Below are 24,493 nucleotides of genomic sequence, written 5' to 3' on the forward strand. Positions count from 1 at the left end.
GTTGGAGGAATCCTCCAATACGGGAGTGTGACCGAGCCCTCGTTACCCTCCCGTGCGGGTCACTGTTTGTAGGGTTCACGACATCACCTCGGCTGTTGTGCCCGAGCCGATCCCGGTCGGCCGGGCGTCGTCGAGCGGGGTCAGCGGTTCGGTGCCGGCCCCGCTCTCCCGGACTCCGCCGGTGCGGTCCGCCACGAGCGCGGTGCGCAGCACGAACGCCTGGCGCGGATCGGTCGGGGACAGGCCGACCAGCTCGGCGATCCGGCGCAGCCGGTAGCGCACAGTGTTCGGGTGCACGTAGAGCGCCCGCGCGCAGCCCTCCAGGCTCGCGCCGCCCTCCAGGTACGCGGCGAGCGTGCGGAGCAGCTCACCGCCCGCGTCGTGCAGCGGGGCGAGGACCTCCTCGGCGAGCCGCCGCCGGGCCGTCGGGTCGCCGCACAGCGCCCGCTCGGGGAGCAGGTCGCGGGTCGCGACCGGGCGCGGCGCGTCCGGGTAGCCGGGCGCGGCGGCCAGCCCGGCGATCGCCTCGGCGACCGACGCGCCGGCCCCGGCGAGATCGGCGCTCGGCTCGCCCGCGACGACCGGCCCCGGCCCGAAGCGGGCGGCGATCTCGCCGAGCACCGGTGCGGTCGTGCCGGCCGCGACCCGGCCGGTGGGGTGCAGCAGCACGACCAGCCTGCGGCCCTGGACGCCGACGAGGACGTCGTGGTGCAGCCGCGCGGCGAGCTTGCGCAGCTCCACGATCAGCTGCGGGGACTCCGATCCGCTGCCGGGCACCCGGCCGACCAGGCAGTGCACCGGCGCAGCCGGGTTCCAGCCGAGGGCCGCGGCCCGGGAGACGAGCGCACCGTCGTCGTCGCCGCGCAGCACCGCGTCGACGACCAGCGCCTCCAGCCGGGCGTCCCAGGCGCCGCGGGACTCGGCGGCGCCGGCGTAGACGGTCGCCGCGGCGAACGCGATCTCCCGGCCGAAGCGCAGCACCGCCTCGGTCAGCTCGTGCTGCTCGGTGGCGTCCCCGGCGAGCGGGGGCAGGTGCTCCTCGAACACGTCGGCGGCGATCCGGACCAGCTCCACGGTCTGCCGCAGGCTGATCCGCCGGGCCAGGTCGCGCGGCGCGATCCGGAACGCCTCGGCGGTGAGCGGGGTGGTGCGGTCCGGCTCGCGCAGCCAGGACACGAAGTTCGCGACGCCGGTCTGGGTGACCAGCGCGACCCCGGCCCGCTGGTCGGCGGGCAGCTCGGCGAACCAGGGACGGGTGCGCTCCATCTCGGCCAGGCAGGCCGCCGCGAGCGGCGCGGAGGCCAGTTCCAGGCGGCGCAACGTCGCGCTCGCGATCGGAGGGTGGCGCACGTCGGGCAGCATGACACGACGATGAGCACCGCAGAGCACGGCCCGCGCGTCACCCTGCACCGCGCGGGCGGACGATTCCGCACCCGGACCGGCTGGCTGGACTCCCGGCACAGCTTCTCCGCCGGTGCGCACTACGACCCGTCGAACACCCACTTCGGGCTGCTCCTGCTGCACAACGAGGACCGGGTGCTGCCCGGGCGGGGCTACGACGAGCACCCGCACCGGGACACCGAGATCCTCACCTGGGTGCTGGAGGGGGAGCTGGAGCACCGGGACACCGGCAGCGGCCGTACCGAGCGGGTCGCGCCCGGGCAGGTGCAGCGGCTCGGCGCCGGCTCCGGGGTGCGGCACTCCGAGCACGCGACCCCGCAGGCCGGTGTCCGGTTCGTGCAGATGTGGGTGGTGCCGGACGGGCCGGGCGGGGCGCCGGAGTACGAGGTGCGGGACGCGCCCGCGACCGGGGAGCCGGTGGTGCTGGCGTCCGGGCTGGAACGGCACCGCGGCAGCTCGCTGCTGGCGCTGCGGCAGCGGCGGGCGGCGCTCAGCGTGGTGCGGCTGCGGCCGGGGGCCGGCACGCCGCTGCCCGCGGCGCCCTACCTGCACGCCTTCGTCGCGCGCGGCAGTGCCGACCTGGAGGCGGCGACGTCCGGGACCGGCGCCGGCCCGCTGGGGACCGGCGATGCGGCCAGGATCGTCGACGACGGCGGCGGCCGGCGGATCACCGCCGGGCCGGACGGGGCCGAGATCCTGGTGTGGGAGATGCACGGAGCGCTCGGGCCGGGGCCCAGCCGGGACGGCTGAGCAGACCGCGACGCCCGGGGCATCTGCGACATCGGGCGGATCCGGGCGCAGCGCACCGGCTCCGCCCCGGCACCCTACTGGGTGCGGGGCAGCGAATGTCGCGGTCCGGCTGGCGTGCTCCGGACCGGATGTGCGGAGGTCGGCCGCCGGTTACCGGCGGTCCGCTCCGGGGGCGCCGCTCAGAGCGGCGTGACCGCGCTGGCCTGCGGTCCCTTCTGACCCTGCTCGATGTCGAACGCGACGCGCTGGCCCTCGTCGAGCGTCTTGTAGCCGTTCGTCTGGATCGCCGAGTAGTGCACGAACACGTCCGCGCCACCACCGTCGGGAGCGAGGAAGCCGTAGCCCTTCTCGCTGTTGAACCACTTGACGGTGCCCTCTGCCATTCCTGCTCCCTCGTTCATCGGCCCGGGACACCTCGTCCCGTTGCCGCCGGCCAGCGACGCACACGGTCCACGCCCTGGTCAGGACGGTGCTGCCGGGCGACGAGTGATCACCACACGCACCGTCGGGCGGAGCTTATCGTGATCTGCGCCGCCCGGGGAGGGGCGAAAAGCCGACGGCTGCCCGTCGCGCCCCGGCCCAGGGTGCGACGGGCCGCCGCTGCCGGCCGTGGTTCAGGCGGCGCCGGAGTCGCTGGTCTGCGGGCCGGCCGCCCGAGGGTCGTCGATCTTGTAGCCGGCCGCGGCCTCGGCCGCGGTCTCCCGCTTGATCTGGCCCTGCCCGGCCAGCGCCGAGAGGGCGCCGACCACGATGGACTCGGCGTCGACGGCGAAGTGCCTGCGCACCGCGGGCCGGGTGTCGGACAGGCCGAACCCGTCGGTGCCCAGCGACAGGAACGGCGCCGGGGACCACTGCCGGATCTGGTCCGGCACGGACCGCATCCAGTCCGACACCGCGACGACGGGCGCGTCGGCGTGGTCGCCCTCGCCCAGCTTCGTCGTCACGTAGGGCACCACCGGGTCGTCGCCGGGGGTGAGCAGGTTGCGGCGCTCGGCGTCGACGCCGTCGCGGCGCAGCTCGCCCCAGGAGGTGACCGACCAGACCTCGGCGCGGACGTCCCACTCGTCGGCCAGCATCTGCTGCGCGGTGACCGCCCACGGCACCGAGACGCCGGAGGCGAGCAGCCGCACCACGGGCCCGCTGCCCTCGGGAGCGGCGGCGTAGCGGTACATGCCGCGCAGCACGCCCTCGGTGTCCAGGTCGGCGGGCTGGGCCGGCTGGACGTAGGGCTCGTTGTAGACCGTCAGGTAGTAGATGACGTTCTCCGGGTCCTCGCCGACCATCCGGCGCAGGCCGTCCTGCACGATGTGCGCGACCTCGAACGAGAACGCCGGATCGTAGGCGACCACGGCCGGGTTGGTGGCGGCCAGCAGCAGCGAGTGGCCGTCGTTGTGCTGCAGGCCCTCCCCGGTCAGCGTGGTGCGCCCGGCGGTGGCACCGACCAGGAAGCCGCGGGCCATCTGGTCGGCGGCGGCCCAGATCGAGTCGCCGGTCCGCTGGAAGCCGAACATCGAGTAGAAGATGTAGACCGGGATCATCGGCTCGCCGTGCGTGGCGTACGACGTCCCGGCCGCGGTGAAGGACCCGACCGAGCCCGCCTCGTTGATGCCCTCGTGCAGGATCTGGCCCTGCTCGGACTCCTTGTAGGCCAGCATCAGCTCGGCGTCGACCGAGGTGTAGTTCTGCCCGTGCGGGTTGTAGATCTTCTGGGTCGGGAACATCGAGTCCATACCGAAGGTACGGGCCTCGTCCGGGATGATCGGGACGAAGCGGTCGCCGATCTCCTTGTCCTTGATCAGCTCGCGGAGCAGCCGGACGAACGCCATCGTGGTGGCGACCTCCTGCTTGCCGGAGCCCTTCTTGATGAAGTCGTAGACCTTGTCGCCGGGCAGCACCAGCGGCTTCGACGTGGTGCGCCGGGAGGGCAGCGGCCCGCCCAGCCGGCGGCGCCGCTCCTTGAGGTACTGGATGGCCGGGTCGTCGTCGCCGGGGTGGTAGTACGGCGGCAGGTACGGGTCGGCCTCGAGCTGGGCGTCGCTGATCGGGATGCGCTGCTCGTCGCGGAACTGCTTGAGGTCGTCGAGCGTCAGCTTCTTCATCTGGTGGGTGGCGTTGCGGCCGGCGAAGTGCGTGCCCAGGCCGTACCCCTTGATCGTCTTCGCCAGGATGACGGTCGGCTGGCCGTGGTGCGCGGTCGCCGCGGCGTAGGCGGCGTGCACCTTGCGGTAGTCGTGGCCGCCCCGCTTGAGCTTCCAGATCTCGGCGTCCGACATCGGCTCGACCAGCGACTTGGTGCGCGGGTCGCGGCCGAAGAAGTGGTCGCGGACGTAGGCGCCGTCGTTGGCCTTGTAGGTCTGGTAGTCGCCGTCCGGTGTGGTGTTCATCAGGTTGATCAGCGCGCCGTCGCGGTCGGCGTGCAGCAGCGAGTCCCACTCGCGGCCCCAGATGACCTTGATGACGTTCCAGCCGGCGCCCCGGAAGAACGCCTCCAGCTCCTGGATGATCTTGCCGTTGCCGCGGACCGGGCCGTCGAGGCGCTGCAGGTTGCAGTTCACCACGAAGGTCAGGTTGTCGAGGCCCTCGTTCGCCGCGACGTGGATCATTCCGCGGGACTCCGGCTCGTCCATCTCGCCGTCGCCGAGGAAGGCCCAGACGTGCTGGTCGCGGGTGTCGGAGAAGCCGCGGTCGCCCAGGTACCGGTTGAACCGGGCCTGCATGATCGCGTTCATCGGGCCGATGCCCATCGAGACGGTGGGGAACTCCCAGAAGTCCGGCATCAGCCGCGGGTGCGGGTAGGACGGCAGTCCGCCGCCCGGGCCGGCGTGGCTGAGCTCCTGGCGGAACCCGTCGAGCCGGTCCTCGGACAGCCTGCCCTCGAGGAACGCGCGGGCGTAGATGCCGGGGGAGGCGTGCCCCTGGATGTAGATCTGGTCTCCCCCGCCGGGGTGGTCCTTGCCGCGGAAGAAGTGGTTGAACCCGACCTCGTAGAGCGTCGCCGACGAGGCGTAGGACGAGATGTGCCCGCCGACGCCGATGCCGGGCCGCTGCGCGCGGTGCACGGTCATCGCGGCGTTCCAGCGCAACCAGCGCCGGTAGGTCCGCTCGACGTCCTCGTCACCCGGGAACCAGGGCTCCTGGTCGGTCGGGATCGTGTTGACGTAGTCGGTGGTGGTCAGCGACGGCACACCGACGTGCTTCTCGCGCGCACGCTGCAGCATCGTCAGCATCAGGTAACGGGCGCGCTGCTGCCCGGCGTTGTCCAGGACCGCGTCGAAGGACTCCAGCCACTCGGCCGTCTCCTCCGGGTCGATGTCCGGCAGGTGGGCCGCCAGCCCGCCCCGGATCACGTTGACGCGGCGTGGCTCCTCGCCGTCGGTGCTGCCCGCCCTGCTGCTCTGCGCGGTCAAGGGTTCTCCCTGCCTGATCAGTCGGTGGCCGGGGTCCGCCCGGCCCTGTATTCCTCACGTCCGCTCACCACACCGGTTCCCGGGTCGACGGGAAGGCAGGTGCGGTTCTGCCGACCGGCGCGATGGGCGTGTCCAGCACCCATCGTGCCTGTTCCGGCGCGGGCCCGAAACTCAGCTCCCCGTGCACGGGGACGCGTTGCGGGACGTCCGGGCGAGGATAGGTACTACTCCGACGTAACTGAACGGACGGTGAGGTGACGTGCGCGGCACCGTGCTCTCGGTTCCCAACCGGTGACGGCCGGTTGCGCAGGGTCCCGCCCGCGTGTTCGGATGCCGCATCCGATTTCGTGTCAATGGTGGCGCCTGCGCGCGGAACCGAGAACGATGGACTGCGTGAGCAGCGTGAAAGGGGACCGAGTGGTGACCGCGGCAGATGCCGGTGCGTCCGACATCGCGGGGAGGCTCGGCATCGAGCCGGGCCAGATCGTCCAGGAGCTGGGATACGACACCGACGTCGACGAGCAGGTCAGAGAGGCCGTCGAGGCCGTCATCGGTGAGGAACTGCTGGACGAGGACGCCCAGGAGGTCATCGACGTCGTCCTCCTGTGGTTCCGCGACGGGGACGGCGATCTGGTCGACACATTGGTCGACGCCCGCACCCCGCTGGCCGACGACGGGGTGGTCTGGGTGCTGACGCCCAAGACCGGTCGCGACGGCCACCTCCAGCCGTCCGAGATCGCAGAGGCGGCCCCCACGGCGGGGCTGTCCCAGACCAGCAACGCCACGCTCGGCGAGGACTGGGTCGGGTCGAAGCTGGTCCCGCCGAAGCAGGGCAAGGGGAAACGCTAGGGCTCAGCGGCGCTCTCGTACGATCCGCGCCGCCTCGGCCCGGTCAGCCGCGCCGAGGCGGGTGAGGACCGTGCTCACGTAGTTGGCGACGGTCTTGCCGGACAGGCCGAGCCGGGCCGCGATCGCCGCGTTGGTGAGGCCCCGGCCGAGCAGCTCGGCGACCGCGCCCTCGCGTGGGCTGAGCCCGGGCAGCGGCTCCGGTCCGCGCGCGTCGATCGCGGCGAGCGGCCGGGGGACGCCGGTGCCCAGCCAGAGCGCGCCCATCGCGGCCGCCCGGACGGCGGCGACGATCTGGTCCGGATCGGCCTCCTTCACCACGTAGCCGGACGCGCCGGCGTCGAGTGCGGCGCGGACCGAGCTCTCGTCGTCGAACAGGGTGACCACGACCACCGCGGTCCGCGGGTGCGCCGCGACGATCCGCTCGGTGGCCGCGATGCCGCCCAGCCCGGGCATCCCGAGATCCATCAGCACGACGTCCGGTGGGTCGGTTGCGCAGACCTGCACGGCCTCGTCGCCGGTGGCGGCCTCGGCGACGACGGTCAGACCGCTCGCGGTGAGCAGCGAGACCAGGCCGCGGCGGAACACCGGGTGGTCGTCGACGACGACCAGGCGGGTCACGCCGGGGCCCTGGGGATCGGCTGCGGTGCCGGTTCCGGTGCATCCGGGACTCGCGGGACCGGTTGCGTTTGCGGTGCCCGCCTGTCCGGGGCTCCGGGGGCCGGTTCCGGGTGTCCGGACGTCGCAGGGCGGAGGGGTAGCCGGACCCGGACCCGGGTGCCGCCGCCGGGGCGCGGGCCGATCCCGGCGCTCCCGCCCAGCTCGGTCGCGCGCTCCCGGATGGAGGCCAGCCCGAGACCGGGCGGGACCCGCTCCGGGAGGCCGGCGCCGTCGTCGTCGACGGTGACCAGCAGCTCGTCGCCGGCGGCGGCGAGCGCGACCGTGCACTGCCGGGCCCCGGCGTGCCGCCGGACGTTCGCCACCGCCTCCTGCACGATCCGCAGCGCGGCCAGGTCCACCGCGGCGGGAAGTGCGAGCCGTTCCGCCGGGGCGTGCACCCGCACGTCGAGGGTGTCGGCCCGCGACCCGTGCACGCGCAGCCTGATCGCCTCGGCCAGCCCGGCGTCGTCGAGGACGGGTGGGCGCAGGTCGTGCGCGATCTCCCGGGCCTGCCCGGCGGCGGCCCGGATTCCGTCGGCGAGGTGCTCGGCGTCCGCGGCCAGCGCCGGCCCGGCGGGCCAGCGCGGCGGCCCCGAGCCGCAGCCCGGCGAGGGTGGGGGAGAGGTCGTCGTGCAGGTCACGGCGCAGCCGGCGGCGTTCCTCCTCGCGGGCGTGCAACGTCCGGGTGTGCGCGTGCGCGAGATCGGCCAGCGCCCGGGCGCCGTGCAGGGCCGGGCCGGCGTGCAGGGCGAGCCGTTCGAGGACGTCCCGGTCGCGGCGGGTCGGACCGGACTCGCCGCGCCGCGCCGGGACGACCAGGGTCGCGAGCTCCTCGCCGAGATGGCGTACCGGCCGGTCGGTGGTCGGTCCGGTGACCGTGCCGATCACCGCCGACAGCGGCCCCGCCTCCCCGGACGCCGCGGTGCGGTCGTGCAGGGCTGCCCCGTCCAGCCGGAGAGCGTCCACGACGGTGCCGAGCACGACGTCGGGCACCCGGGCCGGGTCCGGCTCGGCGGCGAGCCGGCGCGCCAGCTCGGCCGTCGCGGCGGCCGGGTCCCGGCGCCCGCGGAACACCAGCAGGTCCGCCAGGGCGTCGGCCAGCCGCAGCACCGGGACGGCGGCCACCGCGACCGCGGCGGCCGCCCACCAGCCCACCGCGCCTGGCACCGCGAGGACCGCCAGGTGCAGACCGACGAGGACCGGCACCGCGACCCAGGCCGCGACGACCGCGCGGAGTGCGACGTCGACGTCGTACACTCGGGGGGAGATCAGCCCGACCGCCAGCCCGGCGGTGGCCGGAAGCACGGCGAGTGCCGCGGCCAGCTCCGACCACGGGCCGGCGGCGCCGATCGTGCCGCCCTCGACCAGCATGATCAGCTGGAAGGTGCCGACGCAGACGAGCACGCCCAGCAGCCCCCAGCGGACCCGCTCGCGTTCGGCGGTGGACGCGCGCCGCCGGTAGCGGTGGATCTGGCCGACCACCAGCAGGGTCTGCGCGATCCCGATCCACGGCGCGAACCAGGCGGTGTCGGTGACGGCGCCGTGGGTGACGACGACCGCGACCGCGGGCACGAACGACGCGACCACCGGGACGACGAACCAGCGCGGGACGACGCGACCGTCCGGGTAGGTGGCCATGAGCAGCGGGAACGCGGCGAACCAGGCGGCGCCGATCCGGCCGTCGTCGGGCAGGAAGGCGCTCGCCACCGATTCCAGGAGCAGCACCGCGACGGCCGCCCGCGGCAGCAGCTCGCGGCGCGGCCGCCCACGTGCGGTGACGGCGAGCAGCACGACCAGCGGCACGGTCACCGCGAGCACGGTCACCTGCTCGACGAGGACGGGGACGCCGGTCATGGTGCGGGAATCATCCGGTGGTGAGGTCGGCGCGTCGAGCCGCCGTCCGGGCGCGGCGCAGCAGGATCACGCCCAGCACCAGGTACGCGGGGATGAGCGCGACGGCCCCGAAGGGCACCTGCCAGGCCACGATCGGGCCGATCATGACGACCGTCGCGGCGACCGCGACGACCGTTCCGGGGAGCCCGACGATCCCCGCGTTGCGGCCGACGGTGCCCAGCCCGAGCAGCCAGCCGGCGGTGGTCAGCGCCGCCACGGCCACCGAACCGGTGATCACGACGCTCACCGCGTGGTCCGCGACCTGCTGGTCGGCCAGGGCCGGCGCGGCCTCGGCGAGGTTCGCGCCGGACGCGGCGTTCGCGAACGTCTGGCCGCCGACGAACAGCCAGGCCGCCGCCGACAGCAGGCCGGTCGCCCGCAGGAACGGGCGCCCGAGCAGCGCGTCCACGCTCAGCACCAGGATCGCGGTACCGGCGGCCAGCCCGGCGAACACCGCGAGCTCGACGGCGCCGACCCACTGCACGGCGAGCTTGCCGGCGGCGACGTCCGGGTTCTCCTCGGCGAGCAGGGTGAACACCAGCACGGGCATCAGGGCGTAGGAGAGCCCGGCGAGCAGGGCGCCGGCGCCCGCGGTGCGGAGCAGCCGGGACCGGTCGACGGTCGGGTGGGGCAGATCGGTCATCGTCATGGCGGGGAGCGTCGTCACCGGACGTCCCGGGAGACCAGTGATCGGGCGTCCCGATACGGTGCCGGGATGGCCCCGGAGATCGGCGGGACGGCGCCCGCGTTCACCCTGCCGGACGCGCAGCGGCAGCCCGTGTCGCTCGACTCGGTGTTCGCCGGGGGCCGTAGCGCGCTGATCGTGTTCTACCCGTTCGCGTTCTCCGGGATCTGTGGCGGCGAGCTGCAGGCCGTGCAGGACTCGCTGGACGACTTCCAGAACGAGCGGGTGCAGATCCTCGCCGTCTCCTGCGACCCGACCTTCGCGCTGGCCGCCTGGGCGGCCTCGGCGGGGTTCACGTTCCCGCTGCTGTCGGACTTCTGGCCGCACGGGGCGGTCGCGACGTCGTACGGGGTGTTCAACGCGGACAAGGGGATGGCCCTGCGCGGGACGTTCCTGGTGGGGCCGGACGGGCGGGTGGGGTTCGCCGAGGTGAACCAGCCGGGGGAGCCGCGGGACCAGGACGGGTGGCGGCGGGTGCTCGGGGTCGTGTGAAACTGTGTGCGTCCCGGGCGCGTAGCTCAGCGGGAGAGCACTCGGTTTACACCCGAGCGGTCGCAGGTTCGAACCCTGCCGCGCCCACCGTCTGACCTGCGAAGATGCAGGCGGTTCCCCTGTGAATGTTCACCCGGTTTCCTCTGGACGTCGGAGTTTCGCACCACGCGAAGATCGAATGCCCTCATGGCCGAGGCCACGATGACTGGTGTGGCTGCGGTCAATGTCCGTCGACGAGCACACCTTGCCAAGACTTCTGAAAAAGTTCAGACTGGCGGTGTGACGACTGAGGTGCAGTGGAGCGAACTGCAGCGCGATCCGAAGAGCGTGGCGGCGTTGGCCGACCAGGGGGACGTGCGTGTGCGGCGTCGGGACGGGGTGCCGCTGTTGCTGGTTCGTGAGGACACAGCCGTGTCGGCGGCGGACGGGGCGGTGAGCGCGGCGCGGGCGCTGCGCAACGCGCTCGCGCACCTGCCTGGCGAGGCGGCGGCGGACGTCCTGGTCGAGGAGTTCCCGTGGGCGGATCTCCTGCCCGTCGCGGACCGGGTCCAGTTCGTCGCAGATTTTATCCGGGCGGTGGGTGCGTCTGCGGAGCTTGGTCGGTGGTCGGTGTTGGCGCAGGTTCTTGTCGAGTGGAGGGCGACTGCGGCCGTCTATGCGGACCCGGTGCTGGTGGGTGAGCTGTCGGGGCCGTTGGAGGATGATCTCGGTCCGGTGCCGGCGCCGAACGGGTCCTGAGCGGTGTCGGCGAAGCGCGGTGATCGGGTTGCGCCGCCGGCTCGCCCGGACGGGTGGGAGGCGCGGTTCGCTACGTCGGAGGCGGCAAAGGGGTGGGAGGAGCTGTGCCGGGTGGCGCAGGCGAACACCTGGGAGGCGTGGGTCGTGCTCACTGAGCGGCCGATGCGGCCGGAGAACCCGTCACGCCAGCACCGCTTGCGCGGCCGGCTGGGCGACCGGCAGATCGGTGGTCGGGTGCTGGCGCAGTGGCAGTATGAGGTCACTTCGGGAGGCCGGATCTGGTACTGCCCCGACGAGCAGCGGCGGGTCGTGTGGGTGGTCGCGGCGACTCCGTCACACCCGAAGGCCACCGATTAGAAGATCGAACCGGCCAGAAGCGGCGTGGTGTCGATCGTGGTGCGAAACTGCGGCGAACCAGGTGTTCGGCGAGTCCCAGGGCGACCAGCAGAAGAAGCGTTGTCCCAGGTAGAGGTGTCGTGCGACGTCGTCCACGATCTTTGGGCTCGCCCGGCCTCGGCCCCGCCCCGTCGGGACGCGAGCGGGGCACGGTGGGGTTTCACATGCGCCCCGCGCCTACAATGCTCAGTGCGAACTCTGTGTACTCTCGCGAGACCTGTTCGGGAGTGATCGGACCACCGTCCTGGTACCAGCGGGCGATGCTGACGCACATCTCCCGGATGGCGAACGAGGCCAGGGCCGGGGAGTCGACCGAGAACCGCCCGGCCGCGACACCGTCGCCGATGATCGACCGGATCGCGTGCTCGTGCTCCCTGCGGAGGGCCTGCATCTGGGAGCGTGTGGGCTCGTCGAGACTTGAGGTGTCCCGGTTGACCACGATCGCCTCTCGTCGGTGCGTCGCGTGCCGACGGGAGTACACGAGAACGGCGTGGTAGAGCCGGTCCAACGGGTCGCCGCGGTTCGCGGTGGCCTCGCGGAAGTCGTCGAGCACACCGCGGACGGTGTCACCGATGATCGTCTCGAGCAGCTCGTGCTTGGACCGCATGTGGTTGTAGAGGCTCGGTGTGCGGACCTGCAGAACCTCTGCGATCTGGCTCAGCGCGGTCCCGTGGTATCCGCGCTCGGCGAACAGGGTCAGCGCGGTGTCGACGACGGCCGCAGTGCTCACGCTCTCCCGTGCAGCGGTCACGGGCGGTACCTCACAACCCGGAGGGCGAACTCCGCGTACTCGTCGGCGACCTGCTCGGCGGTCCGGGGGCCGTCCTCCCGGAACCAGCGGGCGATGCTCACGCTCATCTCCAGGATCGCGAACGACGCCAGACCCGCATTCCCGACGGAGAACGAGCCGTCCTCGATGCCGCGCGAGATCACCGCGCGGGTCGCGGTTTCGTGGTCGCGGCGACGTTGACGCATCCGGCTCAGAGCCGGTTCGGGCAGGCTCGTGGTGTCGCGGTTGACGATCAGGGCCTGGCGCCGGTGGGTGGCGTGGCGACGGGCGTAGACGCGGACCGCGGCACGTAGCTGGTCGGCGGGCGCGTCGAGACCGGCGACAGCGGCGTCGAACTCGGCGTGCACATCGTCGAGTGTCCGGCGGACGATGGTCTCCAGCAGTTCCTGCTTGGACGTCATGTGGTTGTACAGACTCGGCGTCCGTACCCCGAGCGCTGCGGCGATCTGGCTGACCGCGGTGCCGTGGTAGCCGCGTTCGGCGAACAGCGTCAGCGCCGCGTCCAGGACCGACTCGGCGGTGACGGCCGTCCGCTGCGTCCGTGGTCCACCGCCACGGACATCGGTTGGGGCCATGTCCTCCACCTTAGAACGACCGACCGGACGAACTCCCCGCCGGTACATGCTAACGCTAGCTAGTTTTGACTCGGTTGTCGCGGCGCCTCGCTCGCGGTGTCGTGTCGCTCGGAGCGACCGGCTGTACGCCAATACTCGGTCGTGAGCAGCATAGGGCTGGGTGGAGGATTGCCAGACCCGGATGCGGGTGTCTATCTTGGCGACGGCAAACTTATGAGCGTTAGCTAGTATGGCGCCGAACGGAAGGTCTCGACGATGAGCTCCGACGCCCCTGACTGGGCAGCACTCCAGCGGTCCGCCCCCTTCCAGCAGCTGGTCGCGCAGCGCGGCCGGTTCGTGCGGTACGCGAGCGCCGCGCTGCTCTCGTGGTTCGCGATCTTCCTGGCCGTGATCGGTGCTGCGCCCGCGGTGGCCGGGACCGTCGTGGTCGCGGGTATGACCATCGGCTTCCTGCTGGGCTTGAGCCAGCTCGTTCTGGCGTGGTTGCTGACCTGGGGTTATCTGCGGCTGTCGAACCGTCGGTGGTCCCGGCTCGAGCAGAGCGTGCGTGAGCTGGCCGCGGCCGGCGCGGCGCCGGAGGTCGCCCGGTGAACGCCACTCGGCTCATCGCTTTCGCCCTGATCGTCGGGCTGACCCTGGTGGTGACGGTGTGGGCGTCGCGGCGGACCCACTCGGCGACCGACTTCTTCGCCGCCGGCCGCGGCATCTCCGGTCCGCGCAACGGGCTGGCCATCGCCGGTGACCTGATGTCGGCCGCGACGTTCCTCGGCTTCACCGGGCTGATGTACCTGTCCGGCTTCGACGGCTGGATCATGCCGGCGGTCACCCTGGTCGCGTTCGTGCTGATCCTGCTGCTGTTCGCCGAGCGGATGCGCAACGCGGGCCGGTTCACCGTGGCCGACGTGCTGTCGTTCCGGCTGCGCGAGCGCCCGGTCCGGGCCGCGACCGCAGCCTCGACCGTGCTGGTCGCGGTGATCTACCTGGTCGCCCAGCTGGTCGGTGCCGGAGTGCTGATCCGGGCGCTGACCGGTCTGTCGTTCACGCCTGCCGTGGTACTGACCGGGCTCGCGATGCTCGCCTACGTCGTCTTCGGCGGCATGCTCGCCACGACCTGGGTGCAGATCATCAAGGCGGTCCTGCTCCTCGCCGCCGGTGCCGCGCTGACCGTCGGGGTCCTCGTCCAGGTCGGCTTCGACCTGGCAACGCTGTTCACGACCGCAGCGGCGAACAGCCCGGCGGGCGACGCCTACCTCGCGCCGGGAGGCTCCGGTCGGTCGTTCCTCGACACTGTCTCGGTGGCCTTGGCGTTCGCGATCGGTACCGCGGCGCTGCCGCACATCCTCATCCGGTTCTTCACCGTCCCCGACGCGAAACAGGCTCGCAGCTCCGCGGGATGGGCGACGGCGCTGATCGGCGCCTTCTTCGTGATGACCGCGGTGATCGGGTTCGGGGCTCGCGCGGTGCTGCCCGCCGAGGCCGCCGACGCAGTGGGCACGAGCGGCAACCTGGCTGCCCCCCTGCTCGCCGAGCACCTCGGCGGCGGACCGGGAACCGTCGGCGGGGACCTGTTCGTCGCCTTCGTCTCGGCGGTCGCCTTCGCCACCATCCTCGCCGTCGTCGCGGGCCTGGTCCTGTCGGCGTCGGGCGCCGTGGCGCACGACCTGTGGGCGAACGTCATCCACCGGGGCCGGACGAGCACCTCGGAGACGCGCGTCGCGCGGATCGCCGCCGCCGGGATCGGCCTGGTCGCGATCGTCATCACGCTGGGGATGGGCCCGGAGTTCAATGTCGCGTTCCTGGTGGGGCTCGCCCTGTCGGTCGCCGCGGGCGCGAACTTCCCAGCCCTGCTGCTCGCCCTGACCTGGCGCCGGTTCACCACGACCGGTGCGATCGCCGGGATCGTCGCTGGCCTGGTGACGTCGGTGGTCTGCATCCTGCTGGGGCCGTCGGTGTGGCCCGGTGGCGCCGAATCTGCGCCCTACCCGATCGAGTACCCGACGCTGCTCGCGATCCCGATCGGCTTCCTCGCCTGCTGGATCGGCACCGTCCTGTCCGCCGAGCGGGGCGCCGAGCGCTCCTTCGACGAACTGCAGGTGCGCTCCCAGACCGGGATCGGGTCCGAGCAGACCCCCGTCTCCCACTGACCGAACGACCCGGCGCCGGTGCTCGAGCCGGCCGGGATCCCTCCGAGGAAGGAGCAGCGGTGCTGAGGACCGAGTACATCACCACCGTGGCGGAACTGATGGCGGTGCACGAGACCGCACGGCCGGACCGGATCGCCTTCATCGACGACGACCGCACGGTCACCTATGGCGGCCTGGCCCGGACGACCGCTCGGCTGGCCGGTCACCTCCAGCAGCTCGGGGTCGAACGCGGTGACCGGGTCCTGCTCTACCTGAACAACCGGGTCGAGGTCGCCGAGTCCTACCTCGCGATCCCGCGTGCCGGCGCCGTCGCAGTGTGTGCGAACCCGCAGGCCGCACCGGCCGAGGTCGCCCACATCCTGTCCGACAGCGGATCCCGGATCGTCATCACCGATCACGAACACCTGCCCGTCGTCCGGGAGCTCGCAGCCGGAACGGACCTGCTCTCCGTCATCGTGGTGGGCGGCGCGTCGGCCGACGGCGAGATCGACTACGCCGATCTCGTCGGCGCCGAGGCTCCGCAGCCGCCGCGGGACTGCCTCGGGCTCGACGACGTGGCCTGGATGCTCTACACGTCGGGGACCACCGGACGGCCCAAGGGCGTCTACCTCACCCAGCGCGGATGCTTCTGGGTGGTCGCGGCCTGCTGGGCGCCGATCGCCGGCCTCGGCCCGGACGACGTGGTCCTGAGCGCGCTGCCGTTGTTCCACTCCTACGCGCTCGTGCTGTGCGTGCTCGGGGTGTTCGCGGTCGGTGCGAGCGAGCGGATCCTGCCGCGCTTCTCGGTGTCCGACACCGCCTCGCGGTTCTCCGGCGGCCCCGAGGGCGACGTGACCGTCTTCCCGGGCGTGCCGACGATGTTCCACTACCTGCTCGACCGGGTCGGAGACCAGGGATTCGACGCCCCGGCCCTGCGGGTCTGCATGTCCGCGGGTGCGATCCTGCAGGCCTCGGTCAACGAGAAGTTCGAGGCCGCGTTCGGGGTCCCGCTGCTCGACGGGTACGGGATCACCGAGACCTCGACCATGGTCACGATGAACTGGCCGACCGGCAGCCGCGTCATGGGCTCCTGCGGTCTCCCGCTGCCCGGGCTGACCGTCCGGCTCGTCGACCCGGTCACAGCCGCCGACGTGGGCCCGGAACAGGAGGGCGAGCTGTGGGTGCAGGGGCCGAACGTCACCCCCGGCTACCACGACCTCCCGGATGCGACCGCCGCCGTGCTCGTCGACGGCTGGTACCGCACCGGCGACCTGGGCCGGCGTGACGCCAACGGCTACCTGAGGATCAGCGGCCGGACCAAGGAGCTGATCATCCGGGGTGGGGAGAACATCTATCCCGCCGAGGTCGAGGAGGCCCTGGCCGGCGCGGAGGGGGTGCAGGACGTCGCGGTCGTCGGGGTCCCGCACCAGCACCTCGGCGAGGTCCCGGTCGCGTTCGTGGTGCCCACCGGCCCGGGCCCGCTCGACCACGCCGCAGTCCTGGCCTCGGTCCGCGAGCGGCTGTCGTCGTTCAAGGTCCCCCACCGGCTCGTCGAATGCCGGACCATCCCGCGCACCGGCTCCGGCAAGATCCTCCGCTTCCAGCTGCAGCAGCAACTCGACGCCTGACGCCCTCGTCACAGTGACCCGCGTCGGGTTGGCCCGGCGACGAACCGTGGCCTACAGTAACTAAAGAGCGTTAGTTAGTAAGGAGTCCGAGCGATGGACCTGACGCACACGTTCACCGTCTCCGAGCCCGTGAACCGGGCCTGGGCCGTGATCACCGATCTCGAACGGGTGGCCCCGTGCCTGCCCGGCGCGACGATGCTGGGAGTCGAGGGTGAGGACTACCGCGGTGCCGTGGCGGTGAAGGTCGGGCCGGTGACCGCCCGGTACGAGGGGGTCGCCCGCTTCACCCAGCGCGACGACGACAAGCACCACGCCGTCATCCGGGCCGAGGGGCGCGATGTCGGCGGCCAGGGCAACGCAGCGGCGACCATCGACATCCAGCTGCGCGAGCAGGGCTCCGGCACCGAGGTCGTCGTCGTAACCGACCTCGATCTCGCCGGGCGGGTCGCGCAGTTCGGCCGAGGGATGATCTCCGATGTCAGCAGCAAGCTGATCGGTCAGTTCGCCCGACGGCTCGAAGCGGAAATGGCCGAGGGCGGCGCTCCCGGTGCCGCCGGCACAGGTGCGTCGGCCACGACCGACCGGGGCGCGGCGGCGGCGCAGCGGAGTACCGAGGAGCCCGAACCGCTCGATCTCCTCGCCACCGGTGGCGGCGTCGTCGGAGCACTCGCCCGGCGACACGCCCTGCCGGTCGGTACGGCCCTGCTCGGGCTCGCGCTCGGCGTGATCGTCGGGCGTGCCCGGCGGCGCCCGGGCCCAGCACACGGTGCCGGACAGGCGGGATCGCTGGTGCTCCAGCTCGTCCTGCCCGGCGCCCACACCAGCTCTCGGGAGGGAGACCGATGACCGACACCGCCCCGCAGGACGTCCTGCGCGAGCCCTACCTCTACATCGGCGGGCAGTGGAGCGCCGGACGCGGCGCCGACCTCGAGGTCGAGAACCCCGCCACGGAGGAGACCACCGCGGTGGTCACCCAGGCCTCGGTCGAGGACGTCGAGGCGGCGATCGCCGTGGCTCGCGAGGCGTTCGACGGGTGGGCGGCGACGCCGGTGAGCGAGCGGGCCGCCGTGCTGCGCCGCGCCCGGGACATCCTCGCCGAGCGGGCCGACGAGCTTGCGACGATCATCAATCGGGAGCAGGGCTCGCCGCTGAAGGTGGCCCGCGCCCTGCACGTCGACACCCCGATCGCCGTCATCGACGCCACCGTCGAGGCGCTCGAGAGGTTCCCGTTCCGCAGCGAGCTCGGGAACTCGGTCGTGCTGCGCGAACCGGTCGGCGTCGTCGGCGCGATCACGCCGTGGAACCTGCCGCTGCACCAGGTCGTGGTGAAGGTCGTCCCCGCGCTGGCTGCCGGTGCGACCGTGGTGCTCAAGCCGGCCGGGCTCACCCCGCTAGCCGCCTTCGCGCTGGCCCGGGCCTTCGACGACGCCGGCTTCCCGCCGGGCGTGTTCAACCTGGTCCCGGGAAGCGGCCGGGTCGTCGGGGACCTTCTCTCCCGGCACCCGGATGTCGACCAGGTGTCGTTCACCGGCTCGACCCCGGTCGGGCGGACGATCGCCGCGGCTGCCGCGGAGACCGTCAAGCGCGTCACCCTGGAGCTGGGCGGCAAGTCCGCCAGCGTCGTCCTGGCCGATGCGACCGACGAGCAGCTCGCGACGGCGGTGAAGGTGACCGTCGCGAACTGCTTCCTCAACGGGGGCCAGACCTGCACGGCGCTGTCGCGCCTCGTCGTGCCCCGGGAGCGGCTTGCCGAGGTGGAGGAGCTCGCCGCCACGGCGGCCGCGAAGTACACGCCGGGTGGGCGGCTCGGCCCGCTGATCTCCGCCGGGCAGCGCAAGGAGGTCGAGTCGTTCATGGTGCCCGGTGCCGGCGGCGACCAGGCGGTCACGGTGACCGGCGACGTCGACCTGCCGGATCGGGGGCACTGGGTCGTCCCGACCGTGATCTCCCGGGTGGACCCGGAGTCGCGGCTCGCGCAGGAGGAGGTCTTCGGCCCGGTGCTGTCGATCCTCGCCGCGGACTCCGACGACCACGCCGTCGCCATCGCCAACAACAGCATCTACGGCCTCGGTGGCGCGGTCTGGGGCGGCGACGACACCGCGCTCGCCGTCGCCGGCCGGCTGCGTACCGGTCAGGTCGACGTGAACGGCGGTGGCTTCAACCCCGGAGCACCGTTCGGTGGCTACAAGCAGTCCGGTGTCGGACGGGAGATCGGCGAGCACGGCATCGCGGACGTCTGCGAGACCAAGGCGGTGCAGCGATGAGCGTCCAGAGCGTCACAGTCGGCCAGGCCGGCACCGAATTCCCGCACCGGACCCGCGCCGCGGTGCTGCGCGAAGTCGGGACGCCGATGGCCGTCGAGATGATCCGGTTGCGTGCGGTCGGCAGCGGCGACGTCCGGGTGCGCATCGACCGGACCGGTGTCTGCCACTCCGATCTCTCGCTGGCCAACGGCACGCTCGGCCAGCCGTTGCCGGCCGTCCTCGGGCACGAGGCCTGTGGCACCGTCGTCGAGACCGGCTCCGAGGTGACCGACCTGGCCGAGGGGCAGCGGGTCATCCTGCTCTGGATCACGCCGTGCCGGGAGTGCTTTGCCTGCACCCACGCGCAGCCGCACCTGTGCGAGAGGGGCTCGTCGCGGGCGGGCGAGCCCTACGCGCTGACCGAGGACGACCTGCCGGTCTACCCGGGCCTGACCGTCGGCTCGTTCGCCGAGCAGACCGTCCTGCCGCGCGCCGCTGTCGTGCCGGTCCCGGACGACATCGACACCGTCGACGCCGCGCTCCTCGGGTGCGCGGTCACCACCGGAGTCGGCGCGGTGACCCACACCGCCGGCGTCGAGCAGGGCTCGTCGGTGCTGGTCATCGGCCTCGGCGGGGTGGGGCTGTCGGTGCTGCAGGGCGCACGCCTCGCCGGAGCCGAGACGGTCGTCGCGGTGGACCGCAACCCGGACAAGGCCGAGCTCGCCTCCGCCGCCGGAGCGACCCACTTCGTCCCGGCCGACGAGGGGACCAAGAAGGCGGTCCGGTCGCTGACCGGGGGCCGCGGGGCCGATCACGCCTTCGACTGCGTGGGCTCGTCACGCACGATCCGCGACATGTGGTCGCTCACCCGCCGGGGCGGCACGGCCACCGTCGTCGGGATCGGCGCGAAGGACGACATGGTCTCGTTCTCGGCCCTCGAGCTCTTCCACTTCGCCCGCACCCTGCGTGGCTGTGTCGCCGGCTCGGTGGACGCGACGACCGAGATGCCCCGGTTCTTCGACTGGGTCCGCGCCGGGCAGCTCGACCTGCGCGGCCTGGTCACCGGCCACGGACGGCTCGAGTCGGTCGACGACGCCCTCGCCGAACTCGAAGCCGGCCGCGGGGTCCGCACCCTGCTCACCCCGGGCGGTGACGGCGCATGAAGATCGGCACGATCGAGATCCTCCCCGTCCTCGACGGAACCGGACGCGAACCCGCCGATGAGGTCCTGACTCGCCCGGGCGTACCGGAGGCCTGGGCCTGCCACGGCGACCAGCTCGACGCCCACGGCGCCCTGCATCTCGACCTCGGCGGGTTCCTGGTCCGCACTGGGAGCCGGACGGTCCTGGTCGACGCCGGGGTCGGCACCATCGACAACGGTAAGTACGCCGGTGGGCGGTTCCTCGAGTCGCTGCGCGGGTACGGCGTCGGACCCGAGGACGTCACCGACGTCGTGTTCACCCACCTGCACTTCGATCACGTGGGTTGGGCGACGAAGAAGGGCGCGGTGGTCTTCCCGCACGCGACCTACCGGGTGCACGCCGCGGACTGGGCGCATTTCGTCGACTCCCCGGATGCCGAGCCGGGAGCGGTCCGCAAGCTCACGCCCCTGACCGAGCGCCTCGAGACCTTCGACGCCGACACCGTTCTCGCCCCCGGCCTCAGCGCCCGCCACACCCCCGGCCACACCCCGGGGTCGACCGTGTTCGTCGTGGCGGACGGCGACGAGCGCGCCCTGCTGCTCGGCGACGTCGTCCACTCGGTCGTGGAGCTGCACGAGCGTGACTGGGAGGCGGTCTTCGATGTCGACCCGGTCGCCGCGAGCGCGGTCCGCAACGCCATCGCCGACGAGGTCGCGGACTCCACCGACCTCGTGGTCGGTGCCCACTTTCCCGGGCTGCGCTTCGGCCGGGTCGTCACCGCCTTCGGCAACCGCACCTTCCAGCAGATCGGCTAGGAGCACGTCATGGATCTTCAGCTCACGGGGACGAACGTCCTGATCACCGGCGCGGGCCAGGGACTGGGCCGTGCCCTCGGCCTCGGGTTCGCCCGGGAGGGCGCCAACGTCGCCTTCCACTACAACTCTTCCAGCGAGGGGGCCGAGAAGGCCGCGGCCGAGGCCGCCGAGCTCGGTGTCCGGTCCATCGCCGTCGGCGGGGACCTGCGCGACGCCGACGCGGTCGCCGGCATCGTGGAACGCACCGAGACCGAGCTCGGCCCGATCGGCGTCCTGGTCAACAACTCCGCGGTCACCAAGAAGCAGCGCTTCCTGGACTCGACACCCGAGGACTGGGCACCGCAGGTCGACGTGACCGTCACCGGCACCCTGCAGCTCACCCACGCTGTGGCCAAGCGGATGGCCGAGCGCGAGACCGGGTCGATCGTGAACCTCATGGGCGACTCCGGACGGGTGGGGGAGTCCGGACTGCTGGTGACCGCCACCGCACGCTCCATGACCGTCGGCCTGACCCGGTCGCTGGCCAAGGAACTGGCCCGGTACAAGATCCGCGCGAACGCGGTGTCGCTGGCCCTGGTCCGCACCGACAACTTCGACGCCCACGCCGGCACCCCTGAGGCGGAGCAGATGAAGAAGATCCTCTCCGCCTACCCGCTGCGCCGGTTCGGCCACCCCGACGACATCACTCCGATGGTGCTGCTGCTCGCCTCACCGCTGTCGTCCTGGACGACCGGGCAGGTCGTGTCGGTCAACGGCGGCTACGCGATGCCCTGAGCGCACCGCATCCGGCACTCTGCATCGAGGAGGACAGATGAGCGAGGACACCGTGATGGCCGAGGACAGCGTGGGCGTCGACGACACTGCCGCCGGGGCGGGCTCCCTGGGCCGCAACGTCCGGCGCAAGGAGGACCAGCGGCTGATCACCGGGCACGGCCGGTTCGTGACCGACGTCGAACTGCCGCGGATGCGGCACGTGGCGTTCCTGCGCAGCCCGTATGGCCACGCCCGGATCACCGGCGCCGACACCGCCGCCGCCCGCGACGCCGGGTTCCGCGTCTTCACCGGTGCCGACTTCGCCCACATCGAGCTGCGCGCGCAGTCGGCGCTGCCCTCCTACGTCGAGACCGCCCAGCCGGTCCTGGCCCACCAGAAGGTCCGCTTCGCCGGCGAGGCGGTGGCCGCCGTCGTCGCCGCGGACCGGTACCGGGCCGAGGACGGCCTCGAACTGGTCGAGATCGACTACGAGCCGCTGGCACCGACCGTCTGCGCCTGGGAGGCGCCGTCCGAGCCGGTGCACGTCGAGGCACCGGACAATGTCCTGCTCGAGCGGACCTTCGATGCCGGTGACGTCGACGACGTCCTGGCCTCCGCCGCCGTGGTCGTCGAGCGGGAGCTGACCACCAACCGGCATGCGGGCAATCCGATGGAGTGCCGCGCCGGGGTCGCGGTGTGGGATGCCGCGGACGGGAAGCTGACGTTCTGGAACGGCACCCAGGTCCCGCACATCGCCCGCAACATGATCGCGGAGCTGATGGGCCTGCCCGAGGGCAGAGTCCGGGTGATCGCGCCCGACGTGGGCGGCGGGTTCGGCGTGAAGTCCGTGCTCTACCCCGAGGACCTCGCCCTGTGCCTGATGGCGCGGGAGATGCCGGGGATCCCGCTGAAGTGGGTGGAGGACCGCGCCGAGCACCTGCTCGCCGCGACCCATGCCCGCGACCACCGCTACCTGATGAAGGCGGGATTCGACGCCGAGGGCACGCTCCTGGCCGTCGACGCGGACGTGACCTGCAACGTCGGGGCCTACTCGGTGTACCCGTGGACCGCCGGCATCGAGCCGCTCATGGCGGGTGGCCTGCTCAGCGGCCCCTATAAGCTGGAGAACTACCGCTGCACCGTGCGCGGTGTCGCGACCAACACCGCACCCTCGGGGCCCTACCGGGGCGTCGCGCGCCCGGCGAGCGTGTTCGCGATGGAAACGATGTTCGATGCGGCGGCCGCGCAGCTGGGCATCGACGCGATCGAGATCCGCCGCCGCAACGTCATCACCCCTGCCGACATCCCGTACAAGATGCCGTCCCGGCTGGTCGATGACTCCGGTCACTACCGGGAGTGCCTCGACAAGGCACTCGAGGCGCTGGACTACGACGGCGTGCGTGCCGAGCAGCGTCGTCGCCGGGAGAGCGGCGAATCGCCGATCGGGATCGGGGTCGCGATCTACAACGAGCTCACCGGCCTCGGCCGGGCGGCCAGCGCCGGGCCCCGGATGCCGTTCCGGACCGGCCACGACGCCTGCACCGTGCGGGTCAACCCGGACGGGCGGGTCACCGTCCTGTCCGGGGTCACCTCACAGGGCCAGGGGCTCGAGACCACGGTTGCCCAGATCGTCGCCGATGCTGTCGGGGTCCGCTACGACGACGTCGACGTCCGCATCGGCGACACCGACGAGTCGCTCTGGGGATTCGGCGCGTTCTCCTGCCGCCAGGCGGTGATCGGTGGCGGGGCTGCGCACAACACGGCTGTGGAGGTCCGGAAGAAGATCATTACTTTGGCCGCGGGCCTGATGGAGGCTGCCGAGGCCGACCTCCGGATCGAAGACGGTGACGTCTACGTCGTCGGCGAGCCGAAGCCCTACATCACCGTCGCCGAGGTCGCGCGGGTTGCGTATCTGGAGTCGAACCGGCTTCCCGACGGGATCGATCCCGGCCTGGACGCGACGACGTTCTACGACCCGATCCGCGGCGCGTTCGCGGCCGGGGTCCAGGTCGCCGCCGTCGAGATCGACCGGGCCACGGGCGAGTTGCGGATCCTGTCCTATGTCTGTGTCGAGGATGCCGGACGCGCCATGCACCCGCAGATCGTCGACGGCCAGATCGCCGGGGCGATCGCCCAGGGCCTCGGGGGCGCGCTCTACGAGCACCTCGTCTACGACGACGCCGGGAACCTCTCGACCGGAACCCTGCTCGACTACCTCATGCCCACCAGCGCCGAGGTGCCCGACATGGTCATCGGCCACGTCTCGCGGCCCGCGTCGAACCCGTTGGGGGTCCGCGGTGTGGGGGAGGGCGGCACCCTCGGCCCGAATGCGGTCCTCGCCGGGGCGCTGCGCGACGCGCTGGGGATCGACGTCGACGAGCTGCCGGTCAGCCCGGACCGCGTCTGGAAGGAACTCCAGGGATGATCGAACTCTCCTGGCACGGCCGCGCGGCCGTGCTCACGCTGGACCGACCCGACAAGCACAACGCCCTCACCGGCGAGCTCTGCGAGCGCATCCGGACGTCCGTCGCCTCGGTGGGGGAGGCCCGCGCGATCGTGCTCGCCGGCAACGGCCGCAGCTTCTGCTCCGGTGCCGACCTCGACGAGGTCTACACCGCCGAGTTCCGCGACTCGCTCTATCGGATGCTGCACGCTGTCACCGACGCGCCGGTCCCGGTCGTGGCTGCGGTGCACGGTGCCGCGATCGGGGCCGGCACCCAGCTGGCGATCGCGGCCGACTTCCGCGTCGCCGGCCCCGCAGCACGCTTCGCCGTCCCCACCGCCCGCATCGGCCTGGCGGTCGATCCCTGGACGATCCGCCGGCTCGCGCTGCTCGCCGGCAACGGCACCGCACGCCGGATGCTGCTGGCGTGCGATCAGGTCGACGCCGACACCGCGCTGGCGTGTGGACTCGCCGACCGCCCGGGCGGTCTCGACGAGGCCCTCGACTGGGCAGCCGGCATGACCGACCTGGCGCCACTGACCGTCGGCTACTCGAAACGCGTGCTCAACGAGGTGTTCGAGCCCGACCTCGCCGACGACGTCGCCAAGGATCTGGACGCCGCGTTCGAGGCCTGCTGGGCCAGCGACGACTTCGCCGAGGGGCGCCTCTCCCGCACGGAGAAGCGCTCACCGGTGTTCCGAGGGAGATGAGCG

24 protein-coding genes and 1 tRNA gene are annotated in these 24,493 nt (G+C 72.4%); 17 read left to right on the forward strand and 8 right to left on the reverse strand.

What is annotated here, in order from left to right; all coding sequences use genetic code 11:
* Positions 1–75: 75 nt before the first annotated feature.
* Entirely contained in the window at positions 76–1,362 is a 1,287-nt protein-coding gene (locus tag ABZ881_RS07105) for a helix-turn-helix domain-containing protein (RefSeq protein ID WP_358482497.1), read from the reverse strand.
* A 9-nt stretch (positions 1,363–1,371) separates the two neighbouring features.
* Between ABZ881_RS07105 and ABZ881_RS07110 the strand changes: the two genes are divergently transcribed.
* Complete coding sequence (locus ABZ881_RS07110; protein ID WP_358482499.1) at positions 1,372–2,151, forward strand: pirin family protein; 780 nt, start codon at positions 1,372–1,374, stop codon at positions 2,149–2,151.
* Between the two features lie 179 nt (positions 2,152–2,330).
* On the opposite strand, the gene ABZ881_RS07115 is transcribed toward ABZ881_RS07110, so the two are convergent.
* Positions 2,331–2,534 carry a cold-shock protein gene (locus ABZ881_RS07115; protein WP_085915279.1) on the reverse strand — a complete coding sequence of 68 codons (204 nt, stop codon included), beginning with the start codon at positions 2,532–2,534 and terminating at the stop codon, positions 2,331–2,333.
* A 231-nt stretch (positions 2,535–2,765) separates the two neighbouring features.
* Complete coding sequence (gene aceE, locus ABZ881_RS07120) at positions 2,766–5,558, reverse strand: pyruvate dehydrogenase (acetyl-transferring), homodimeric type (protein WP_358482501.1); 2,793 nt, start codon at positions 5,556–5,558, stop codon at positions 2,766–2,768.
* A 417-nt stretch (positions 5,559–5,975) separates the two neighbouring features.
* Between aceE and ABZ881_RS07125 the strand changes: the two genes are divergently transcribed.
* Positions 5,976–6,407, forward strand: a complete 432-nt coding sequence (locus ABZ881_RS07125) for a DUF3052 domain-containing protein (RefSeq protein ID WP_344027656.1) — start codon at positions 5,976–5,978, stop codon at positions 6,405–6,407.
* Positions 6,408–6,410: 3 nt separating this feature from the next.
* Here ABZ881_RS07125 and ABZ881_RS07130 read toward each other — a convergent pair whose 3' ends face one another.
* Together ABZ881_RS07130 and ABZ881_RS07135 are read right to left on the reverse strand one after the other, a co-directional pair.
* On the reverse strand, positions 6,411–7,025 hold the full coding sequence (locus ABZ881_RS07130; RefSeq protein WP_358482503.1) for a response regulator transcription factor: 615 nt from the start codon (positions 7,023–7,025) through the stop codon (positions 6,411–6,413).
* Positions 7,022–7,705: an ATP-binding protein gene (locus tag ABZ881_RS07135; protein WP_358482505.1), complete on the reverse strand. Its 684-nt coding sequence runs from the start codon at positions 7,703–7,705 to the stop codon at positions 7,022–7,024. The genes ABZ881_RS07130 and ABZ881_RS07135 overlap by 4 nt, the downstream gene beginning before the upstream one ends.
* Here ABZ881_RS07135 and ABZ881_RS07140 point away from each other — a divergent pair.
* The gene (locus tag ABZ881_RS07140) at positions 7,695–8,942 is read left to right on the forward strand and encodes a hypothetical protein (protein ID WP_358482507.1); all 1,248 of its coding nucleotides are present in this window, start codon (positions 7,695–7,697) and stop codon (positions 8,940–8,942) included. The two genes, ABZ881_RS07135 and ABZ881_RS07140, sit on opposite strands and share 11 nt — an antisense overlap.
* On the opposite strand, the gene ABZ881_RS07145 is transcribed toward ABZ881_RS07140, so the two are convergent.
* Positions 8,929–9,606, reverse strand: a complete 678-nt coding sequence (locus ABZ881_RS07145; RefSeq protein WP_358482510.1) for a hypothetical protein — start codon at positions 9,604–9,606, stop codon at positions 8,929–8,931. The genes ABZ881_RS07140 and ABZ881_RS07145 overlap by 14 nt on opposite strands.
* Before the next feature lie 66 nt (positions 9,607–9,672).
* Here ABZ881_RS07145 and ABZ881_RS07150 point away from each other — a divergent pair, with 66 nt between their 5' ends.
* The 4 genes from ABZ881_RS07150 to ABZ881_RS07165 all read left to right on the forward strand — a co-directional run bounded on the left by ABZ881_RS07150 (position 9,673) and on the right by ABZ881_RS07165 (position 11,229).
* Entirely contained in the window at positions 9,673–10,134 is a 462-nt protein-coding gene (locus tag ABZ881_RS07150) for a redoxin domain-containing protein (RefSeq protein WP_358482512.1), read from the forward strand.
* A 15-nt stretch (positions 10,135–10,149) separates the two neighbouring features.
* Positions 10,150–10,221: transfer RNA gene (locus tag ABZ881_RS07155), tRNA-Val, on the forward strand.
* A gap of 99 nt (positions 10,222–10,320) precedes the next feature.
* Positions 10,321–10,872, forward strand: a complete 552-nt coding sequence (locus ABZ881_RS07160) for a hypothetical protein (protein ID WP_358482513.1) — start codon at positions 10,321–10,323, stop codon at positions 10,870–10,872.
* Between the two features lie 111 nt (positions 10,873–10,983).
* Positions 10,984–11,229: a hypothetical protein gene (locus ABZ881_RS07165; protein ID WP_245773935.1), complete on the forward strand. Its 246-nt coding sequence runs from the start codon at positions 10,984–10,986 to the stop codon at positions 11,227–11,229.
* A 199-nt stretch (positions 11,230–11,428) separates the two neighbouring features.
* On the opposite strand, the gene ABZ881_RS07170 is transcribed toward ABZ881_RS07165, so the two are convergent.
* Together ABZ881_RS07170 and ABZ881_RS07175 are read right to left on the reverse strand one after the other, a co-directional pair.
* Positions 11,429–12,019, reverse strand: coding sequence for a TetR/AcrR family transcriptional regulator (locus ABZ881_RS07170; protein ID WP_093355947.1), 591 nt, complete (start codon positions 12,017–12,019; stop codon positions 11,429–11,431).
* On the reverse strand, positions 12,016–12,633 hold the full coding sequence (locus ABZ881_RS07175) for a TetR/AcrR family transcriptional regulator (protein ID WP_093355937.1): 618 nt from the start codon (positions 12,631–12,633) through the stop codon (positions 12,016–12,018). The genes ABZ881_RS07170 and ABZ881_RS07175 overlap by 4 nt, the downstream gene beginning before the upstream one ends.
* A gap of 255 nt (positions 12,634–12,888) precedes the next feature.
* Here ABZ881_RS07175 and ABZ881_RS07180 point away from each other — a divergent pair, with 255 nt between their 5' ends.
* The 10 genes from ABZ881_RS07180 (at position 12,889) to ABZ881_RS07225 (ending at position 24,490) form a co-directional block, all read left to right on the forward strand.
* Positions 12,889–13,224: a DUF485 domain-containing protein gene (locus ABZ881_RS07180; RefSeq protein ID WP_093355931.1), complete on the forward strand. Its 336-nt coding sequence runs from the start codon at positions 12,889–12,891 to the stop codon at positions 13,222–13,224.
* Positions 13,221–14,777, forward strand: a complete 1,557-nt coding sequence (locus tag ABZ881_RS07185) for a cation acetate symporter (protein WP_358482516.1) — start codon at positions 13,221–13,223, stop codon at positions 14,775–14,777. The genes ABZ881_RS07180 and ABZ881_RS07185 overlap by 4 nt, the downstream gene beginning before the upstream one ends.
* A 59-nt stretch (positions 14,778–14,836) precedes the next feature.
* Complete coding sequence (locus ABZ881_RS07190; protein WP_177238821.1) at positions 14,837–16,384, forward strand: class I adenylate-forming enzyme family protein; 1,548 nt, start codon at positions 14,837–14,839, stop codon at positions 16,382–16,384.
* 93 nt (positions 16,385–16,477) lie between these two features.
* Entirely contained in the window at positions 16,478–17,230 is a 753-nt protein-coding gene (locus ABZ881_RS07195) for an SRPBCC family protein (RefSeq protein ID WP_093355921.1), read from the forward strand.
* Positions 17,227–18,648, forward strand: coding sequence for an aldehyde dehydrogenase family protein (locus ABZ881_RS07200; protein WP_358482518.1), 1,422 nt, complete (start codon positions 17,227–17,229; stop codon positions 18,646–18,648). The genes ABZ881_RS07195 and ABZ881_RS07200 overlap by 4 nt, the downstream gene beginning before the upstream one ends.
* On the forward strand, positions 18,645–19,790 hold the full coding sequence (locus ABZ881_RS07205) for a Zn-dependent alcohol dehydrogenase (protein ID WP_358482520.1): 1,146 nt from the start codon (positions 18,645–18,647) through the stop codon (positions 19,788–19,790). Before ABZ881_RS07200 ends, ABZ881_RS07205 begins: the two co-directional genes overlap by 4 nt.
* The gene (locus ABZ881_RS07210; RefSeq protein WP_093355909.1) at positions 19,787–20,584 is read left to right on the forward strand and encodes an MBL fold metallo-hydrolase; all 798 of its coding nucleotides are present in this window, start codon (positions 19,787–19,789) and stop codon (positions 20,582–20,584) included. The genes ABZ881_RS07205 and ABZ881_RS07210 overlap by 4 nt, the downstream gene beginning before the upstream one ends.
* Positions 20,585–20,593: 9 nt before the next feature.
* On the forward strand, positions 20,594–21,358 hold the full coding sequence (locus ABZ881_RS07215) for an SDR family oxidoreductase (RefSeq protein WP_358482522.1): 765 nt from the start codon (positions 20,594–20,596) through the stop codon (positions 21,356–21,358).
* Between the two features lie 37 nt (positions 21,359–21,395).
* Entirely contained in the window at positions 21,396–23,762 is a 2,367-nt protein-coding gene (locus tag ABZ881_RS07220; RefSeq protein WP_358482524.1) for a xanthine dehydrogenase family protein molybdopterin-binding subunit, read from the forward strand.
* Positions 23,759–24,490 carry an enoyl-CoA hydratase gene (locus ABZ881_RS07225; RefSeq protein ID WP_093355902.1) on the forward strand — a complete coding sequence of 244 codons (732 nt, stop codon included), beginning with the start codon at positions 23,759–23,761 and terminating at the stop codon, positions 24,488–24,490. Before ABZ881_RS07220 ends, ABZ881_RS07225 begins: the two co-directional genes overlap by 4 nt.
* The last annotated feature ends 3 nt before the right edge of the window (positions 24,491–24,493 follow it).

The sequence above is a fragment of the Pseudonocardia sp. NPDC046786 genome, from assembly GCF_040645415.1.
GTDB classification, from domain to species: Bacteria; Actinomycetota; Actinomycetes; order Mycobacteriales; family Pseudonocardiaceae; genus Pseudonocardia; species Pseudonocardia kongjuensis.

What these genes read in the sequence shown, in the direction of transcription:
- ABZ881_RS07105 (WP_358482497.1), bottom strand. Translation starts at nt 1,362, where the DNA reads ATGCTGCCCGACGTGCGCCACCCTCCGATCGCGAGCGCGACGTTGCGC.
- ABZ881_RS07110 (WP_358482499.1), top strand. Translation starts at nt 1,372, where the DNA reads ATGAGCACCGCAGAGCACGGCCCGCGCGTCACCCTGCACCGCGCGGGC.
- ABZ881_RS07115 (WP_085915279.1), bottom strand. Translation starts at nt 2,534, where the DNA reads ATGGCAGAGGGCACCGTCAAGTGGTTCAACAGCGAGAAGGGCTACGGC.
- ABZ881_RS07145 (WP_358482510.1), bottom strand. Translation starts at nt 9,606, where the DNA reads ATGACGATGACCGATCTGCCCCACCCGACCGTCGACCGGTCCCGGCTG.
- ABZ881_RS07150 (WP_358482512.1), top strand. Translation starts at nt 9,673, where the DNA reads ATGGCCCCGGAGATCGGCGGGACGGCGCCCGCGTTCACCCTGCCGGAC.
- ABZ881_RS07160 (WP_358482513.1), top strand. Translation starts at nt 10,321, where the DNA reads ATGGCCGAGGCCACGATGACTGGTGTGGCTGCGGTCAATGTCCGTCGA.
- ABZ881_RS07175 (WP_093355937.1), bottom strand. Translation starts at nt 12,633, where the DNA reads ATGGCCCCAACCGATGTCCGTGGCGGTGGACCACGGACGCAGCGGACG.
- ABZ881_RS07180 (WP_093355931.1), top strand. Translation starts at nt 12,889, where the DNA reads ATGAGCTCCGACGCCCCTGACTGGGCAGCACTCCAGCGGTCCGCCCCC.
- ABZ881_RS07195 (WP_093355921.1), top strand. Translation starts at nt 16,478, where the DNA reads ATGGACCTGACGCACACGTTCACCGTCTCCGAGCCCGTGAACCGGGCC.
- ABZ881_RS07200 (WP_358482518.1), top strand. Translation starts at nt 17,227, where the DNA reads ATGACCGACACCGCCCCGCAGGACGTCCTGCGCGAGCCCTACCTCTAC.
- ABZ881_RS07205 (WP_358482520.1), top strand. Translation starts at nt 18,645, where the DNA reads ATGAGCGTCCAGAGCGTCACAGTCGGCCAGGCCGGCACCGAATTCCCG.
- ABZ881_RS07210 (WP_093355909.1), top strand. Translation starts at nt 19,787, where the DNA reads ATGAAGATCGGCACGATCGAGATCCTCCCCGTCCTCGACGGAACCGGA.
- ABZ881_RS07215 (WP_358482522.1), top strand. Translation starts at nt 20,594, where the DNA reads ATGGATCTTCAGCTCACGGGGACGAACGTCCTGATCACCGGCGCGGGC.
- ABZ881_RS07220 (WP_358482524.1), top strand. Translation starts at nt 21,396, where the DNA reads ATGAGCGAGGACACCGTGATGGCCGAGGACAGCGTGGGCGTCGACGAC.
- ABZ881_RS07225 (WP_093355902.1), top strand. Translation starts at nt 23,759, where the DNA reads ATGATCGAACTCTCCTGGCACGGCCGCGCGGCCGTGCTCACGCTGGAC.